This window comes from Janthinobacterium sp. 64, assembly GCF_002813325.1.
Lineage (GTDB): Bacteria > Pseudomonadota > Gammaproteobacteria > Burkholderiales > Burkholderiaceae_D > Janthinobacterium.
Map to the genome: position 1 here is coordinate 26,235 of NZ_PHUG01000002.1, position 18,251 is coordinate 44,485.

Annotated in this window: 8 protein-coding genes and 2 pseudogenes; 6 read left to right on the top strand and 4 right to left on the bottom strand. The window is 55.3% G+C overall.

The genetic code is table 11. The features are described 5' to 3' along the window. Positions 1–4 precede the first annotated feature (4 nt). The 3 genes and pseudogenes from CLU91_RS26660 (at position 5) to CLU91_RS26670 (ending at position 3,415) form a co-directional block, all read left to right on the top strand. Positions 5–1,164 (top strand): annotated as a pseudogene (locus CLU91_RS26660) (IS30 family transposase). Between the two features lie 126 nt (positions 1,165–1,290). Continuing rightward, positions 1,291–2,004 carry a GIY-YIG nuclease family protein gene (locus tag CLU91_RS26665; protein ID WP_100876966.1) on the top strand — a complete coding sequence of 238 codons (714 nt, stop codon included), beginning with the start codon at positions 1,291–1,293 and terminating at the stop codon, positions 2,002–2,004. Positions 2,005–2,182: 178 nt separating this feature from the next. Continuing rightward, positions 2,183–3,415: a hypothetical protein gene (locus CLU91_RS26670; protein WP_157814830.1), complete on the top strand. Its 1,233-nt coding sequence runs from the start codon at positions 2,183–2,185 to the stop codon at positions 3,413–3,415. Positions 3,416–4,024: 609 nt separating this feature from the next. On the opposite strand, the pseudogene CLU91_RS26680 reads toward CLU91_RS26670, so the two are convergent. Beyond that, positions 4,025–4,147 (bottom strand): annotated as a pseudogene (locus CLU91_RS26680) (IS481 family transposase); the annotation flags it as partial. Next, positions 4,116–5,783, bottom strand: a complete 1,668-nt coding sequence (locus tag CLU91_RS26685; RefSeq protein ID WP_157814831.1) for a hypothetical protein — start codon at positions 5,781–5,783, stop codon at positions 4,116–4,118. The gene CLU91_RS26685 and the pseudogene CLU91_RS26680, both read right to left, overlap by 32 nt. Positions 5,784–5,995: 212 nt before the next feature. Here CLU91_RS26685 and CLU91_RS26690 point away from each other — a divergent pair, with 212 nt between their 5' ends. The 3 genes from CLU91_RS26690 (at position 5,996) to CLU91_RS26700 (ending at position 10,643) form a co-directional block, all read left to right on the top strand. Further along, positions 5,996–7,132, top strand: coding sequence for a hypothetical protein (locus CLU91_RS26690; protein ID WP_100876970.1), 1,137 nt, complete (start codon positions 5,996–5,998; stop codon positions 7,130–7,132). 81 nt (positions 7,133–7,213) lie between these two features. Beyond that, on the top strand, positions 7,214–9,445 hold the full coding sequence (locus CLU91_RS26695; protein ID WP_157814832.1) for a Mov34/MPN/PAD-1 family protein: 2,232 nt from the start codon (positions 7,214–7,216) through the stop codon (positions 9,443–9,445). Beyond that, on the top strand, positions 9,438–10,643 hold the full coding sequence (locus tag CLU91_RS26700) for a patatin-like phospholipase family protein (RefSeq protein ID WP_100876972.1): 1,206 nt from the start codon (positions 9,438–9,440) through the stop codon (positions 10,641–10,643). Before CLU91_RS26695 ends, CLU91_RS26700 begins: the two co-directional genes overlap by 8 nt. 109 nt (positions 10,644–10,752) lie before the next feature. Here CLU91_RS26700 and CLU91_RS26705 read toward each other — a convergent pair whose 3' ends face one another. Then, positions 10,753–11,850, bottom strand: coding sequence for a hypothetical protein (locus CLU91_RS26705; RefSeq protein WP_100876973.1), 1,098 nt, complete (start codon positions 11,848–11,850; stop codon positions 10,753–10,755). Beyond that, positions 11,850–18,032 carry a hypothetical protein gene (locus CLU91_RS26710; RefSeq protein ID WP_100876974.1) on the bottom strand — a complete coding sequence of 2,061 codons (6,183 nt, stop codon included), beginning with the start codon at positions 18,030–18,032 and terminating at the stop codon, positions 11,850–11,852. Before CLU91_RS26710 ends, CLU91_RS26705 begins: the two co-directional genes overlap by 1 nt. Between the last annotated feature and the right edge of the window lie 219 nt (positions 18,033–18,251).

Here is an 18,251-nt window from a genome sequence, read left to right on the forward strand (position 1 = left end):
GAAGATGAAACAGAAACCACGCATTACTACACCGAGAACCAGAAGGCCTTGATGTGGGAGCGCTGGAAACGAGGCGACACCCTGCAGATGATAGCCCAGCTATTTGATCGGAATCATTCGTCGATACAGCGGATTCTGGCTGAGTCTGGTGGCATACGGCCAGCGCCGCGATGCCGTTCCAGAATGGCGCTGACGCTGGCCGAGCGCGAGGAGGTATCGCGTGCCATCGTTGCAGGCCTATCCATCCGCGCACTTGCCAGACGCCTTGGACGAGCACCATCGACCATCAGCAGGGAACTCAAGCGCAACGGTGGCCGCGAGGCATATCGCGCGACTCAGGCCGATCAGCATGCTTGGGATCAGGCGCGTCGCCCCAAACCTTGTAAGCTGACGGAGAGCCGCATGCTGGCCAACATGGTTGCCAGCAAGCTCCAATTGCAGTGGTCACCAGAACAGATTGCTGGCTGGCTCAAGCAGCTGTTCACGAGCCACGAGGAGTATCACGTGTCGCACGAAACCATTTACCGCAGCCTCTACATCCAGGCCCGAGGCGCCCTAAAGAAGGAGCTGCTGGAGCATTTACGCAGGACGCGCGCCAAGCGCCGTTCACGTCATCACACCCAAAAGACGGACAACCACGGCAGAATTGTCGACGCCGTGTCGATCAGCGAGCGTCCAGCGACGGCAGCGGATCGAGCGGTGCCCGGGCATTGGGAGGGGGACCTGCTATGCGGCAGCCACAACAGCCAGATCGTGACCTTGGTTGAACGCCAGACGCGCTATGTCATGCTGATAAAAGTCGCCGCCAAAAATACCGAAACGGTGGTCAACGCATTGATCGACAATGCCCGCAGGCTTCCCCAGGAACTGTACAAATCACTGACCTGGGATCGTGGCAGCGAGCTCGCTGGGCATAAACGCTTTACGTTGGCCACCGACATCCAAGTCTACTTCTGCGATCCACAGAATCCATGGCAGCGCGGTTCAAATGAAAATACCAATGGCCTGTTGCGCCAGTATTTCCCCAAGGGGCTGGATATTTCCACGTATTCGCAAGAGCAACTCGATGCAGTAGCCAGAAGACTCAACGAGCGCCCCAGGAAGACGCTACACTACCAAACACCGGCTCAACGATTTGAACAGTGTGTTGCGTTGACCGATTGAATCCGCAGCCAAAAGCGGTCGCATGAAGTAAGAACTCAGCGAAGGGTGGCTCGTATCCATCTGCCTCGCGAATATTCAATGTATGTGGCCATGACAAGCAACACTCCCGCCAAAAGTTGAGGTGGTATGACCGAAGCCAAAATTTCGAAATTCCTACGCATTGATCCGGCAGCTGTAGTGGAAAGCCAAAGTGAGAGAGGAGAATCCACAATTACTGGTCCTGCGGACTTTATTCGCTCTCTAAGAGCAAAATATGGAATTCTAGAGGCTTCATGGGACGATTTGCTTCAACTTGGGCACGCAACGCGTTATGGCGTTGTTCTCGCTATTCGGGAAGGACAAGCGAGGGTGAAATGGAGTCCAACTGATGTATCTTATCGCCCCAATCCATCGGGACGTCGCTGGTGGAAACAAACGAAACCATTCTTTAGTTTTGCTCCGGACGTGGTTGACCGCTACATGCTTTCCGCGACGTTTGCCGAGCACTTTCCTGAAGACTTGTCTTTCGAGGTGGTCGACCGGTCTAGTTCCATACCTTCAGATATTCGTCCGTCCAACATACCGACCGGGGGTTATGTTTACCTCATACGATCACAATATGGCGTCAAGATCGGAAAAAGCGTAAATGTGAGGAGCAGAACGCGGCTCTTTGAGGTCAAGCTGCCCTTTCCGATCTCAGTGGAGCACTATGCTTGGTTCGACGACTATTCGTATGCTGAACGGGATCTTCACAGAAAGTATCACGCTAAACGCCTTGAGGGGGAGTGGTTTAACCTGTCAAAGGAAGACGTTGCATATATTAAGACGCTTGGAAAATCTGTCCGTGTCGCCGGTCTCTGAACGTTGCGGCGCAGTGTTGTGGTGGAAAAGGTTGAATTCGCAGAAAAAACCGGAGCGTCACATCTTTTCAGCGCTTGAACGCAATGCTGAGACTTCATCTGCTCGGATCTGGATATAATGATTTTACTAAAAACTTACTGAATAATATAAAAAGATGATACGCGAGATTAGAACGCAATTGAATTTTCATCCCGTAGGTCAGGGTTTGTACGCTTCTGGCCATCTATATGAAGAACTGCATATGCCTACGCAACCGTTCTTTTCATGGGTGTATGACTGCGGAACCCTTTCCTCAAATGCGCTCGTCAACAATGCATCCAAACTCCTGAAGACGGCGCTGGGCGGAGCCGCAAAACCCCGGTTGGGTCTGGTCGTCATATCACATTTTGATAAAGACCACATTAGCGGCCTTGTAAATTTGCTGTTGAATTTTCACGTCGAAGTCCTGCTTATGCCTTATTTGGTTCCTTGGCAACGTGCCGCCATAGTTTTTGGAAATGGCGTATACGTATCGAAACGTGATCGAGCATTTATTCTGGATCCGGTTGGCGCCATCGCCGCGATGCAGGGCGTTCAGGTTGATCACATCGTTTGGGCGGTTGCGGGTGATCAGAATGCTTCGCCCGATGGCGACGATAACTTCGTAAATCGGAATGAACCGCCGGTATTGACGATAGATGAAGGGGCCCCAGAGGATGACTGGCAGTCTTGGGAGGTAAATCGCGGATCGTTGCAGGGCATAGCGAAGGTGTCGATGCTGCGGCCAGGCGGACGCCTTTGCATTCGTGGCATTTGGGAGTTTGTTCCTTATCAGGATGCAACCATTAAAAAGAAGCCGGATGCGTCATTCTTAGCGGATGCGTCAGCTAAGCTGGAATGGCTGCTGAAGGCGCCTTGCGAGGCATTCAAGGATGATGTTTTAAAACGCCTAAAGGCTCTTTACGAAGCGCGTTTTGTCGGTAGCAAGCAACGTAATATTATTTCCATGTTCATGTACGCTGGTAGTTTAGGTGCCGCGCGAATGGCAAGGTGCGGATGCACCATTCCAATGGCTGCCAATTACGCGCCCATATGTGTTTTTCATCACTTCGATATGGTCAATGTTATCTACACTGGTGATGGCTATTTGGATACCCCAAAACGCTTGTCAAGTCTATTCAAGCACCTAGGCGCTAGACGCATGCAGCATGTTCTTGTTTTTCAGGTAATGCACCATGGAGCCCATGCCAATTGGCACTCCGGGCTGGCGCACAGCATAAGGCCAGGAGTGAGTGTCTTCTCTTCGGATCCCACGCGAGGAGACCGACCCCATCCCCATAAGCCGGTGGAATTAGACTTTGCTGCGTATAGCCCGCGCCAAGTTGATCGTTTTAAAGGATTAAGCCTCGCAGGCTGTTTCTCTGTGAATTAAGTGTCTAGGTCAACAAGCACGCCGGGCCAGGAAGGCTTTGGGTCTATTGTGTTGAAAAAGTCGCACGGCAGCCATTTCAGGAGGACTGAGACCTCCAATCAGTCGGTGATCGTTCAATAGCGGCGGTTCTGGCCAGTCTAGGTTGGCAGATTTTCTATCTAAATTTCGACGTACGCGCGTTTTTCAACACAATAGGCCAAAAGCGGCCCTTCATTCCAGTCCGTGTGAAACGTCAGGTCAACAATGGAACGAGTTCCAGGCATATCGACAGCGCCGAAGGAATTAGACGAGCTGCAGGAAATCGCCCGAGTGGCGACTCGTTCTGCGCTCGACGGATACGAACAAATGCCTGAGGAGTGGGCGAAAAATCTAACGCTTGGAACGTTTTCCGATGGTGACGACCGAATTTTTGAGCTATACATCGTCGCAGAAAAACCAGCTGACGCGGTGGTAATCAGTACTGCACGGGTCAACCGAAAATCGAGAAATGTTGTGGTAACAATCTCAAATCTCGCGGAGCGAAAGCGAAGCTAGTCTCTTAGTTGCTGAGGAATGGTTACTCTCGGGCGGAAGCGGGCGGTGCCATTGGAGCAAAACGCCATCGGAAGCTTAGGTGTCCAGTCCCGTTTGATCATAAACGCGCTTTACGACTAACTCCGGCTTCTTTTGCTGCCATTCTTTGAGCGCTTGGATGGGTGTTTTAGTATCGATGGCTCGTTGTGGAATGTGGTGGTATCGTAAATTTCCAATGCTTGCGCTCGTAAGATAGACCAGTGATTAATTGCCGCAACCCAAGATTTTTGGCCTGTGCCCCCAAGGCCTCGTCCAGCATGCGACGTACGTGCTCTGATGATGGCGTCGTGTCAGCGAGAAGCTCCAAACCACTGACATGACGCAATTCCGCCGCTAAAGTCATATTCAGTCCCACGCTCACAGGCTCATGCTGGACCCGGCCTAAGGGCGTTTCTAGAGTGGCGCAAAATAATTCGAGGCTACAAGTACGCACGTCTCCATGCAGTTGATAGCTGAAAAATTGGGAGGCGAAGTAGATATGGCGCGGATCTATGGACAAGCGCGCATATTGATTATCCAGTATCTGCACCAGTCTCAAATTACTCGTCTCCAGTTTCGCTCGAAGACTCTGTACGGCAGATAGATCGTCGATTCGGACCCAGCCATGCGGAAGCAATAACTTACTTCCTAGGCCGCCAGTAAATGGCAGCGATTTCGCATGCCAGGCCAGCGCCCACAACCACCCATGCTCCGTTTCTGTCAATTGCGCTGCATATACTTTCAAGGGCTTGCCGCTACGACCGCTCGTCAGATTACCGTCAAACGTAAGTGGAATATCCACCCCAACGTGGGGAGTGGAAAATAGATAAGGTTCATCGATCGCTAGCGGCAAAGCTGCCATTGCTTCCATTCCGGTACCAAAATGTTCAACTAACGCGGTAACAAAAGCGCGCTGCCCATCGAGATTACGCTCTACACCTAATTCGTCCGCAGTAAACCAAGCGAATAATTCTGGATATAGCTGTAGCCTCTCAAAAAGCTTAACGACGCCGAGGGTATTTAGTCGCAGCGGGAAAAGACGAATTCGATATTCGGTATACGCATGATGATTCCTAGCACCTTCAACTCGGCAATAAGGCGGGACGTCGAGAGCTTCGCCGCACGTGTAATGATCTTGCTCCGACAGGCCCAGCTCTTCATGTAACTCACGAAACAGTGAGCGCTGAAGATATTGCATTGGCCAGTGAGTGGCCCCATAGGCGAAATCGTATTCCGCTTCCTGCGGCCGCGCTGCCAACGGGACATCGCTCAACTTGAAGCGACCGCCCGGCAAGCCAAAGTATCCTTGCGCATCGGCACGTTTTTTATCTTCCCGCGCGTACAACAGAAACTTATCACCTACGCGAATCACACCCCATGCGACATAGACGAAACGGATAGGTCTGGATTCCTGTGTTGGGTGATAGCGCAAGCGGCCAGTTTCAAGCCGGCGTAATAAGGCGCGTTGCTCATCAATATCGCTGTCACTGGCCTGCGTCCCCCAGTAGCCAGGATCGACAATAGTGTGCAGGTCAGTTGCCATAGTCTCAAGCAGGGAACGCGCTACTAACCATGCAGCGTAGGACTGGAATCGCCAAGTCCCTCTGGCAGCACTGGCAAGATCAAGCATGGCAAGGGCACAGAACAACCGTTCGACAGTGGCTAAGGTGGCCTCTATCTCCCCCTGCGTAGCAATATCACCCAATCGGTCAGCCAAAGTGCTTCGATCCAAGTCCTGTCTTACATCATCTTCGGCCAACATCGGTGGCAATAAGTAGCCTATGCGCTTGAATAAGTTTCCGAGGTAAGCAGCCATGCCAACATTGCTCTTAATCAATAAAGCTCCGATATTACTCCTATAACAAATTTTTCGAAAGAACTACAGTTGCCTTCGTCAGCTTCAACGGTTTGAAGACCAACCTGAAAGCAGACGCTGTGAGTTTTTCAATAAAAATGCAACGAGTAATTTCTAAAACTACTGAGGACGAAGAGTCCATCTGTAAATGTTTGCTGAAGGAAATAATTAACATGGCTCATAAAATTGTGTTCTACCCTGTCGGCAATGGCGACACCTGCCAGATCATTTTGGAGAACGGCAAACGCATTCTGATGGACTATCGCCATCGCAAAAAAACCGAAACGGGCGAAGGCCCAGAAATCAACCTCAAAGCCCGCCTCAAAAAGGAGCTCAAAGACGCGAGACGTAATTCGTTCGACGTGGTGGCGTTCACCCACGGCGATTCCGACCATATCGAGAACAGTACTGAGTTTTTCGAGTTGACGCACGCCGCCAAATACCAGGGTGAAGGAAGGGTTAAGATCGATACACTGTGGGTCCCCGCCGCCTTGGTGCTCGAGAACGCGACGAACGATCAACAATCCGCGGAGTTCATCATCTGGCGGCAAGAGGCGCGTTACCGCCTGAAGCAAGGCACGGGCATCCGCGTCTTTTCGAAACCCGAGAAGCTGAAGGGCTGGCTGGAGGAAAATGGGCTGACGCTCGAATCGCGGCGCCATCTCATAACCGATGCTGGCAAGATCGCACCGGACCTTTCCTTGGACGCAGACGGCGTTGAATTCTTCTGCCACTCACCCTTTATCAAGCACGTGGACGAGGGAGATGACCTGCGTAACGCGGCCTCGCTCATCTTCAATGTCCGCTTCCGTCAGGGCGAGAGCCACTACGATTTCCTGGCAGTTGGCGATTCGGAGTGGTGCGTGCTGGAGGACATTGTCAAGACCACGAAGGCCCATGGCAACATGGACAGACTCGCATGGGACCTGTACAACATCCCCCATCACTGCAGCTATCTTGCCCTGAGCGATGTGAAGGGCACGTATGAGACGGTACCGAAACCGTACGTCGAAGATATCCTGTTGGCTGGGAAAGAAGGGAGCTACATCGTCAGTTCCAGCTGCCCTATCCTCGACACCAAAGAGGGCCGGGAGCAAATCCAGCCGCCTCACATTCAGGCCAAGAGGTGCTATCAGCGCTATCTGGACAAGACGAATGGTGCCAAATTCCTTGTAACGATGGAGGAACCGAACGCTACCCGTCCTCAGCCGCTGGAGTTTAAGGTCGAGGCGCAGGGGCTGTCTCTCGTGAGTGCTGCTGCGTCGGCTGCATGCATCATCATCTCCAAACCGGCGCCGAGGGCTGGCTAAGTGATCCGCTCATACCATGCGCTCGGCCAAGTGCTATCGGGCCTGGCACCGGAGCAGCTGGCACATGCCCAAAGCAGGCAGATGCTGGCCGCCTGCCATAGGCATCCGGCCTTCTCGGTCGTCGAATTGAGGAAAATCTCGAATCCATCCGACGTCAGCAAACCGGCTATTGACGGGATTGTAGTCGATTGCTGCGACGGCACGGTGCCTTCGAGGAACCTGATCGGCATCCACAATAAGGAGCGCCTGTTGCTGCTGCACGGGCCTGGCCTCTTGACGCCTCATGAGGTCAGGGCGCTACGCACCGGATTTCCGGCAACCGCGCACCAGAACAGCATTTTTAACGGCGAACCTACCTCACTATGCCTCTATTTTGAGCCTTGGAGCGCGGTGGAGCGTACTTGGACCCCTGAAAAGCATCTACAACGTATCCTGTGGTGGCTGCGCGAGACCTCTGCCGGCACCCTCCATCGCACAGACCAACCACTGGAGCGCCTGTACTTTGTCTCCCCGTATCAAATTGTGCTGCCGGCCGACTTCAACGAGCGAGTGGCCCGGCGTACGGAGGTGCTTCACCTCGCGTGCGCGCGATCACGTGACAAGGGCACCATGTTACGCGGGGCGTTCGGCCCGCGGCCCGAGAAACACGCTGCCCGCGATGACTTCGGCCTGGATATCTTGGTCGTCGCCGTGCCGCCGGCCCTCTCAACGCGGATCGAACGCTATCCGGCCGATTTATGTGCACTGCACGACCAACTGGTCGCGCGTGGCTCGACGCTTCTCGCACCCCTACAGGAAGCCGCGAAGCAAGCGATGTCTGGTTCTGGCATGCCGTTGCACGACCCGGCGGCTCAGCATACGTTGCTGCTGTTACAGATTCCCGTCACGCGAGCTGGCAGCCAAACGCCGGAGAGAGTCGACGTTTCCGGATTCGTCGTGCGCGGGGCCCCTCTCAGCCGGCTCGGCCTTGACACCGGTGCGTTTTTCGACGGCCGGGACGGGAAAGCATACGTATCCAATACCCTTTCACTCTCACGGGATACTACCGCAGACGAGTCCCCAAAAGCATGGCGCGGTCTGCCAATTGAACCGATCGACGTCAAGGTCGCCTTCGGTGCCGCGGATGTGCACAGAGCCTCTGGCGTGGACAATGCCGCCGGAGACTTCCGGGGTATCCTGGCAGGAGTAGGTGCGCTTGGTAGCAGCATGGCTGAAATCTGGAGTCGCGAAGCGTGGGGCCGCTGGACCTACGTCGACGATGATATCCTGCTACCACACAATCTTGTCCGCCACATCGGTAAGGATCTGCACATCGGTTGGGCGAAGGTTGATGTTGTCGCACAGATGGGAGAACTGAACTGGCCATCCAGCGTAAAACCCGAGGCGGTCTACGCCAATGCCACGGACAATGAGAACCCGGACGTACAACGCGCAGTTTGCGAAGCCCACCTGTTTGTCGATGCGACGACTACTCTCGAAGTGCCGCGCGACCTGTCTGATCGCGATGATATGCCACGAATGGTATCCACCTTCATAACCCCGTCAGGACGGAGTGGCGTATTACTATTCGAGGACGAAGCACGGTCAGCGCGTCTGGCATGTCTGGAAGCGCAATATTACCGCGGCTTGCTCAATTCCGACTGGGGCGCTACCCACTTGGCTGGTCATCAGGGCAGCTACTGGGTTGGTGCTGGCTGTCGAGATCTGTCCGGCGTGCTCGCCCATGAACTCGTCCAATTGCACGGAGCGACTCTAGCCAGACAGGTCCGACTACTGGCGACTCAGCCTGACTCGCAGATCCGGGTATGGACCGTAGACGAGGAAAGCGGCGCCGTTTCCGTCAATGTGGTTACGGTGGCCCCATCTGTGGAACGCAAAGTCGGCAAATGGCGGGTGGTGTGGGACGAGGAACTGGCGAGGAAAGTTCGCCACCTACGCGACCAGTCACTGCCGAACGAAACGGGTGGCGTGCTCCTTGGTTACGTGGACCAAAAGCGTGACGCGATCCACCTCGTCGACGTTCTACCGGCACCAAGAGACAGCGACGCCAACAGAACCAGCTTCAGCCGCGGTGCAACAGGACTACCCGAGGCCATTGCAGAAGCGGCTGGGCGAACGGCCAACATCGTCGGCTACCTCGGAGAGTGGCATTCGCACCCGCAGCACGCATCGGCAATGCCAAGCGCCGCCGACCAGACGTTGCTCGCTTACCTCGCGGACACACTGTCACTAGACGGAGTACCCGCACTGATGCTTATCGTCGCAGACCGTGACATATCAATTACGATCAAGGAGGGTTGCACACATGACTGAAATGACTGCAGAGCAGCGAGCTTTCAGCGTGGCGCTGTCGGGAGGCGGTGTGCGGGCGGCGGCGTTTCACTCCGGCGTGATGCGTTACTTGGCCGAGCAGGGACGACTGGGGGACGTCGTGCACATCTCGTCCGTATCTGGAGGGAGTCTGTTCGTCGGCATGGTTTTCTACCTAAACGACTATTCTTGGCCCAGCTCCGAAGCATACCTCTCTATGGTATTCCCTCGCTTCCGGCAAATTCTGACCACAAAATCCCTGCAACGGTCGGCCCTGCGCCGCCTGATCATCAACCCGCTCAACTGGCGCTTCCTGCTATCACGGGCAAATGTCCTCGCGCAGGCGATCGAAGCGACTTGGGGCGTGAATGGAGACCTCGCTGCGATCGATAATGTACCGTCCTGGTCTATCAACTGTACGACCGCCGAAACAGGACGCCGATTCAGGTTCAAGCGCATGACGATGGGTGATTACGAGCTAGGCTACGCCAGTGTCGAAAAGTTTAGCCTAGCCAAGGCCATGGCCATTTCAGCCGCGTTCCCGGGGGGCATTGGACCGCTTTCGGTAAAAACCAAAGCTTTCCAATGGAGGAAGCGTCCCGGGGAATGGGGGCAAGGGCAGGGAAGTGCTGTACCGTTCGCGCCGCCTTTCAAACGGCTGCATCTGTATGACGGCGGATTGTACGACAACCTCGGCATCGAACCGCTATTTGATATTGGCAAACAGACACTCAAGCGGGACGAGACGTTGGACCTCCAGGCAAAGTTCCTACTCGTGTCCGACGCCGGCGCAGCTCTAGGACGAAAGCCAATCCTGCACCCCCTAAATCCATTTCGGTTCGAGCGTATCGTCGACATTGCTCTGGACCAAACCAGGTCGCTGCGTGTTCGTGCGCTAATGAACGTTCTCCAGCGGGAGTCCGAATCTGGTGCCTACCTGGGTATCGGGGCGACAGCCGGTACCAGCATCCATCGATGCGCCGCAGGCCGCGAACCGATTGCGGCACGGCTACAGGCCTACTGCTGGCTATCGGAGGCTGAAGCAAGGTTAGCTGCGGCGTACCGTACGACACTGTGCCGCATGACGGAGCCAAGCTTCGACCTTATCGCCCGGCATGGCTACGAAACGGCCAAATGGAATCTAGAGCTGTTGGCGGGCTGGCCGGCCCAGGCAACGGATCTGAGCGTCATCGCTGCGTGAATGAGATGGATGCTGGCAGCGAAAGCTGAGCTGGTTCAGCACACAGTTGTTCGTTGTGTAGCGTGAGGCTTAATCGTACGACACTCTCTGCTCGGATTTCCTGGGCGAATCACTGATAAAGTCTTGGATCCAAAGCATCCCCGTCGCTCAACAAGCCGAGGTGCGCGAGAATATTCCGGCACCGTGCGAGCCATTCGGCCCGATCCTTGAGTTCGCCACGAATTCCACGGGTCTGCGCCACATAAGCTAAGGAGCCAATCTCAAGTTCTTCGAGAGATCGAATTTGGCGTTTGCTATCAATCCACAACGGACAGGGCACATGTCGCTCCAGGCTCCGGACCAGCTCTCTTCGCCGAACTTCGATTAGCGGCAGCAATTCGGCAGCCTGCGCAGTCCACATTCGCCGCTGCAGCTCTTTCGCAGGATCACTACCGTCGAGCAAAGCAAATGGATGTAGCATATCAACACCGTCGAAGTGGTCTAAACCACCACTTTCCCAATTGCTTCCCAGCGTGCTATCGCCGCGGCCAAGAGCACAGCGCGCGGCTTGCAGTATAACTTCGATATCAAACACATCCCGTTCAGGCTGATTTATTAGATAGTCAGCGAGATCAAGATCCCACAGCGCTAGCGCAGCAATTTGGCGCACGATGAGTTTGTGATGGCGGGCACGCTTGCGGATGCACCGCAGACGCTGATCAACGTAAGTCAGTGTGTCCAGTTCGCCGAATACTCCACTCCAAATACTGGTAGTCAATGCCGCCCTCTCAGCCTGAAGGCACTTTTGAGGTACACCTCGAACAAAAACCAACAAGACTGGACGCTCGTCAGATGCCCGCTGACGACTCGCAACTTCGAAGTCGCGCAGAAACGTCCACCAAGCATCCCAATTTAACGCTGTCACACCCTCAATTACTATCAGTTGGCCAGCTCTTAGCTGGCTGCATAGTTTTTCGGCATTCCAACCAACCCACTGCACCGGCTCAAGGTAAAGTGAATCTGTAAGCCACTTGAGCGGATCCCCAGGCGAATCGATCGTCACCCTTTCAGGCGCCCAATGTGTATGTCTAAGCTGTTCAACGAACGCGTCCTCTAAATTGGGCTGAGCAAAGTTCGGCGTAGCGACGACAACGCTAATGCCATCGCGCATTTGCTGCATGACACCATCGATAAAATCGGCGGGACCTGGCAAGGTATACCACTTCATCAGCCGGCATCCCCAAACATGCGTTTGGCGAACGAATCAAGGGCCCAGGTCGCTCCTGGCTGGCGGATCACCAGCCCCAGTGGCTCAGCCCATCGAAGCGCGCGCTTGACGACATCACCCGGCAGCCCCCCATACTCGATAATGTCGTTCTCGCTGACACCATCGCCCAAGCCTTGCAGCGTCGCCAGCACAGCCTCGGCCTCCTCAATCCCGCCAGTTAGCCGGAGTCGATTGTTGAGCCGCCATTCGTAATCGGTCAGAAGCTTAGTCATTCGCTCCAAGTTATTTACAAAATCGAGTGTCTTCACGCGCGCAGCAGACTCGAGCAACCCGCCCCAGAAACCCGTCAGGGCTTCAAGGCGATCAACGTTATCGGTCGGTAACTGCAGTTCCTCGAGCCATTTTCGAACGAATCCTCGCGCCCATGGGAGCACCGACAACCACGGCTCGAACCACTCATCCTGTTCTCCAATAGTGGCTGCAAGAGCCCACAAACGCTGAGGATCGGCGACGAACACCACAGAAACGAAACTAGTGGCCGACGTCAGCGCCCTTACCTTTGCCTGTGCCGCTTCCACCCATTCTGTATTCCACGGCACGGACGGTGGCACCAGCATCACAGTAATACCATCGGTGACACGTCTCTTAATCTCTTTGCCAAGCTCTAGTGCGAAGCTCTTCTGGTCTGCTGCCCCATCCAGCTGTATGAAAAGCCGGCTGTCTGCCATTCCAGGCTGGTCTAGCAAGCCTGGTAACAGGTTATCGATGCCTGATGCCTCACTGGCAGCCACGAGCGAAACTGAGCTACGCATCTGTACAACTTCGTCAAGCTGGCGATAGGTCAGCGGATTGCGCGCCGGATTATCGACGCGCCCTCCGAGCGTGGGGCGGAAAATCGTAGACTTGAATTCGATCCTCGGCTCACGTTCGGCCTGTAGGGTGTTCTCTATCTCCTGCTTACTTCCCAGCAATAGCAATACGTTCGGATTACGCAGACTGAAGCACTCGGCTGTTTTAGCTTGGCTCAGCACCCCGAGCTGGACCATCTCCTCCAGCAGGGCGAGGAAATCTCGTTCGGAGGTCGTTGCAAACCCTTCAGGCCACCAGGAATTCGCGCAATCCTGCCAGATTGATCGCCAGTCAATACCCTTCACGTGGTCATAGCCGCGGGTGAGTGCCTCCAGGCCAATGGCATAGGCAATCACCTCATAGCGCGCATCCAGTTGGAGGGTGAGCCGGAATTTGGAGCGGATGGCCTCGCGCAGCGGACGTCCGGAGAAGACCGATTCGATGTCCGTTTCTTGAATCTTAAAGCGTGGGCCAGCAACATCGCGGCGTTTCAGCTTCGTTTCGCGCAGATGCCTAAGCAACTGAGTGCAATACAACTGGATCAGGCTCGGGTAGTAGTTGGTCTGGGCTAGCACACGCATGACGAGGCTGCGGTCATCGAACTCAAAGCCCGCGGCTTCGATCGGCCGAGTAATGAGTTCCTCCGCTGCCCGAATCTCGCGCTCATCCATTAAGGGGCCGATCCGAACTGCCTCATTCAGGTGTCCAAGCGGTTGGTTGGAGGTACTCGCCGTCCTAAGAACATTATGCAGTCCGGCAAAAACGACCTTGAACCGTCGATCCGTCTCATCCATGAGTTGCTTCAACCGCCGGGTTTCAGCGTATGTGCCGCCACAGTGGGAATCCTGTTCAAAGAAGTGGTCAGCCTCGTCGAGGAGCAGCAAGATCCGTCGCGCCGGCGCCATAGCCAAGAACGTCTTGATCGACGCGAGGAATGCATCAATGGAAGTCGGCTTAGCCGGATTGACGGGAGGCATATCCAAACCGGTGATCTTCAGCTCACGGAGCTTGTCGTACACGGAGAGCCACATGTCGATCGCGGGGCGGCGCTCACCAATCCCTTGCGCGAGCAAGTCGATCCACACCGCATAATGGTCGGTCGATGGATTGTGGAAGGTTTTTTCAGCCCGCCGAAGCAAAGCGGTTTTCCCCAGTTGGCGGCCTCCATAAATGAAATAGCAGCCCCCTTGGGCCTTCACCGCTTCAAGTTCAGCAACCCGCCCATAGAACATCTCCGGAGGAACAAACCCGGCACTAGCGTCGTAGGGCTCGCTGTAAGTAAAAGGTAAGGCGACGTCAAACCAGGTCGCGAGGCGCGATCCGCGCTGGGCAAGCAAGAACAGCAGGATCGACTCGTCGAGCAGGAGGAAGGAGCGCTGGCGATCTTTGGAGAGGCGTGCGAGCTCGGGCCAAAATCGTGCCGGACTACGCGAAAGCACCAGCACAATAGTAGCGGTCTGTTGGCTGGTCTCACCGATTCGCTGAAGCAAGTCCTCCGGCGTCAACCGATCAGTCAGGACGACCACGCGATATCGCCCCTGCGCGCGCGAGCCAAAATGCGGCACCGGGCACACTTCGCGGTCCACGATGGGCGCCACCTGGAGTGACCATGCTCCCCTCCCCTGGTCGACCAATGGAGCCGTGAACCCCAGCGCATCCAGGATCTTGCGCAGGTTGTCACGCGACATACTTCGCTTGGCGACAGACAATGCCCATGCCCGGTAGACACTCTCAGCTTCCACTCGCGCCGGCTCATCACCCTCTAGATCGAAGGAAAGCGGCCCAACGGCACCGCCCGTGCGGATCAGTTTGTCCACGTCCGATGCCTCCAACCGCGCGAGCTGACTCAGCAATTCAGCCTGCTGCGCCGGGAAAAACTTCCGGAACGAGTCCTTGCGCAGGTCGCGCTCGGGCCAAGGTTCCATATCTTGCCTTACTCGCTGCATCAACTCATTAAACGTATGGATATCCGAACGTGCGAGCGGTGCTGCTACCTGCCTAGCCACTTCTTCAGAAAGACTAAACTTTTCACGCTCAAACTCATCACAGGCATCCTGGACTCGATGAGCCTTTTGCTGTTCGATCTTGCTGGCAACAGCCTCGACTCGCGCCACGGCCTGATCGAAGCGATCAATATCTCGCTGACTCAGTTCCACAGCGCTAAGTTCACCCTCGCACGCTGCGCGTTCGCCATCGCTCAGGTAACCGTAAGCGAGACCGACTTCCGATGCCCGACGAGCCTCCTGGATTTTGCGCTGGAGGTCTCTGGCCCACGCGTCCCTGTTCTTATCAATCGACTGCTTGCGGACACTGGCGTCTCCCTCGTCGGACAAGTCTTTTAGCAATAATAACGCGCCGGCGAAATCTCCGGCTTCGACGTGGGCATCAAATGCTTCCGCCGCATCGCTAGGCGATGCGATCCAAGCTTCCAAGGAGTGTAACAGCTGCACGCCGTCAGCTTCGATACCCCACTCGTGCGAGACGAACATACCTGGCACAAGCAGAAGATCGCGCGTAAGCAGTTCCTTGGCTTGGATTTCTGCTAATGGCACAGTGTCGCTTTGCCTGAACATGTTCACAATGGCCTGGATTTCGGTGCGCAACACACGGCTGGCCGCGTCGACTTGGCCCCATTGATCGCCATCCCAGCTTTCATTCAGTTCGGCACAGGCTTGCTCGGCATGGGCATCAAAAGCTCCCTGTAGCTGGCGGACAAGACCGCGCAACCGCCCTCCAGCATCCGATAGTATGCTTTCCGCGCCCAGCCATTCCTTTGCCAACGTTACCGCCTCGCAGGTAAGAACCCACAAGTGCTCCAGTGCACCCGCTTCAATGTCTTGGCCTCGGCGGCCCAACTGACGCCTATCGGTGTCTGTTACACGCTCCTGGAAAGCATTGTAGTTCGAAAACTCCTCGATCGCTATCCGAATAGCGTTGCGCTCTTCCGTGGCGCCGCGCATCACCGGAGAAATCAGTTTATGGATGGGCTCCCCAGGCTTCAACCAATGCAGCCAGACCTTGGATGCAGGTGCGTAACGGATCTTCTTATTTGGGGCACGTTCGAGCAGCCAATCTTCAGCATCTTTCTGAAGCATCGCCAGTTGCGCTTTTTGCGACGCGTCATCTGCCGCAGAACGAAGTACGGTGGGGCCAATCGCGAAACCTGTCAACGGCTCGCTCACTTCACCCACCAAGCGCACCAATCGCAGCAGCGCCGAGTAACGGCCATTCAGATGGCGATAGCTGGCAATCACGGCTGCTCCCATTGCCGGGGCCAAGACCATCGGGCGGAGGGTCGCAGCGATCAGAAGCAGATTAAGCGCGGTGTGCCAATTCGACGGCGCGTCTCCCGGCTCGAACCATGCTTGGTCGATTTCACCGAAGGCCTCGCCAATCGACATTGCCAATGGTCCGTCACCCGCGATAAGTCCAGGCGCCAGCGCCACGGAGCGCAGCAACGCTGGCGGTGGAACGCGGAGGTTCGGGGATGTGGCATGCAGTGCATTGGCAAACTGATACGCAAGCGAAGGCATTCCCATTCTTAACAAGGACCAGATGGGGCGGCACTGCTCGCCGGCCGTGTTATTGAAATACATGTCAGACGCAGCCCCTCCAGCTTCGTCAAACCGTGCCAACTCGGCTGTTGAGGCGACCGCATTAACTACCTCCACGGTCTCGACGAGCTGCTCTGGTCCTTTTTCGGTATGCGCTGTATCCGCCGGCGATATGTCGCTCCCGCAGACGTCAATTTGCGCTGTAGTGATCGCTAGTGGCACGTCTGACGACTCGTACTCTCCGGTCCTTGTTTCCGCGGTATCATCGGCCTCATCGGGTTGCCCAGCGTTCGCCGAGTCTTCGACGGTCTGAACAAATTCCTCGGCATCGGCGGTGTCTTGAACGTCACTTAAATGTGAGTTCAGCAGTGCTATGCCGCCGCTCAACTGCGATGCCATCTCAGCGGCATAGTCGAGGTTTGGATCATAAGCCTCGCCGCGCGGCGATGCCGACGCCAATACAAACAGCATAGCGTCAGGGTATTTGCGTTCCGCTCCGAGGAGTTCTTCCTTCGCCTGCAACTGCCGATTGGTCAAGTCGAACTTTCGGACAGCCGAAGCTGGCCGAGCCAATTCCGCATCTATTGCCGCAAGAGCCTGCTTCGCGCTATCAACGCCCGCTTGAGCCAATCGCATTTCATCAATCGCAATGACAACCCGCTCAATCGCCAATTCCGCATCGTCGGCCAGCAGTAGAACTGCATCGTCCTCCTGCGCGTCGGTCAGTGCCAAATGCCAGCGGGCGATGATACTACTTAGGTCCTCCCTGGTTAGCCAAGACAACTCGCTGCAGCTAGCTGCCTCCTCTAGTCGACCACACAATACGTCCAGCCGGCGCGCGAGCATGCTAGCTGGTGGCTCCTGGTCCGGCATCGCATCCAACAACCGAGCTGCATCGTTGCCTAGTCCGATCAGCCTACCAAGTAGTAGACGCGACGGTGGAGGCTGCCACTCCCCGTGAAGCCGGGCTAGCTCCTCTCCGATCATCGCCCACACAGATGAGATGTCCAGGGGCAACTCGTCCACGGTACTATCTGCGCCCGCTTCGTCGTCCAGCATCTTGGATTGGTGCGCGTCCGGCTCAGGCGGCGACTCCGCGCGTAATATTGATGGGCTCCTCAAATCGCCAAGTTCGTACATCAAGTCAGGGCAAATCGACACCGACTCATCAATGAACCAGTGCGTCCATCCGATCGACGATAGGGAGAATATAGCGTGGCTAGCTCTTGTCCGTTGCTCTGCGTCTAATTCCGGCCAGCGCTGCAAATCTTGAATTAAACGTGGCCATAGCATGAACACACCAAGCGGCATCTGCTCCTTTTCCTTGCGTGCCCAAAATCGCTCAAGCGCTTCGCGTATGCGCTTCCACTCGGCACAGGTTTCCAAGAGCACATCGTTTTCGAGGGAAAAATCCCTCCACTCCGAATCGTAGGCATCCAACAATTGAACATCGACAGCACGCGCGTATAACTTCGGCCCCACACGTTCCCTGTGCATGATCTTTCTCACGCTTACCCAAAAGCTAGTCCAGCGCTGATCGGGGCTCAGGAATACGGTCAAGATATTTCTGTCTGTTTTCGAGACGGACGTGGCAATGCCTTGATCAGCCCATGAAGAAACTTTTGGCTCGGACTGTATTTCGCGCTTACGATCACGATTCAGCCCTGCCTTGCGTTGCATGAGGGCGATAACAGTGACAGTGCCGCCCTCAACTTCAAGCAGTGACTTTGGAAGCCCTTTTACCGATGAGTGTATGTACAGACCTTTGTCAACTTGCATTTAACTTCGAGCCAATAAATTGTTGAAATAGGCCTAGCCATACTCGCGTGCGAATACCCAGTAAACCCAGTGTTGTGTCAGATAGTTCCTACAAAGAATATCATTTTGCCCGGGTGAAAAATACACAGATTCTCACAAAATTAAAATTTATCTAAGCATGCCGAGGGCGTGGTTGATAAATATCATGTGAATTGTCACGAACTCACTAGGCACTCGACA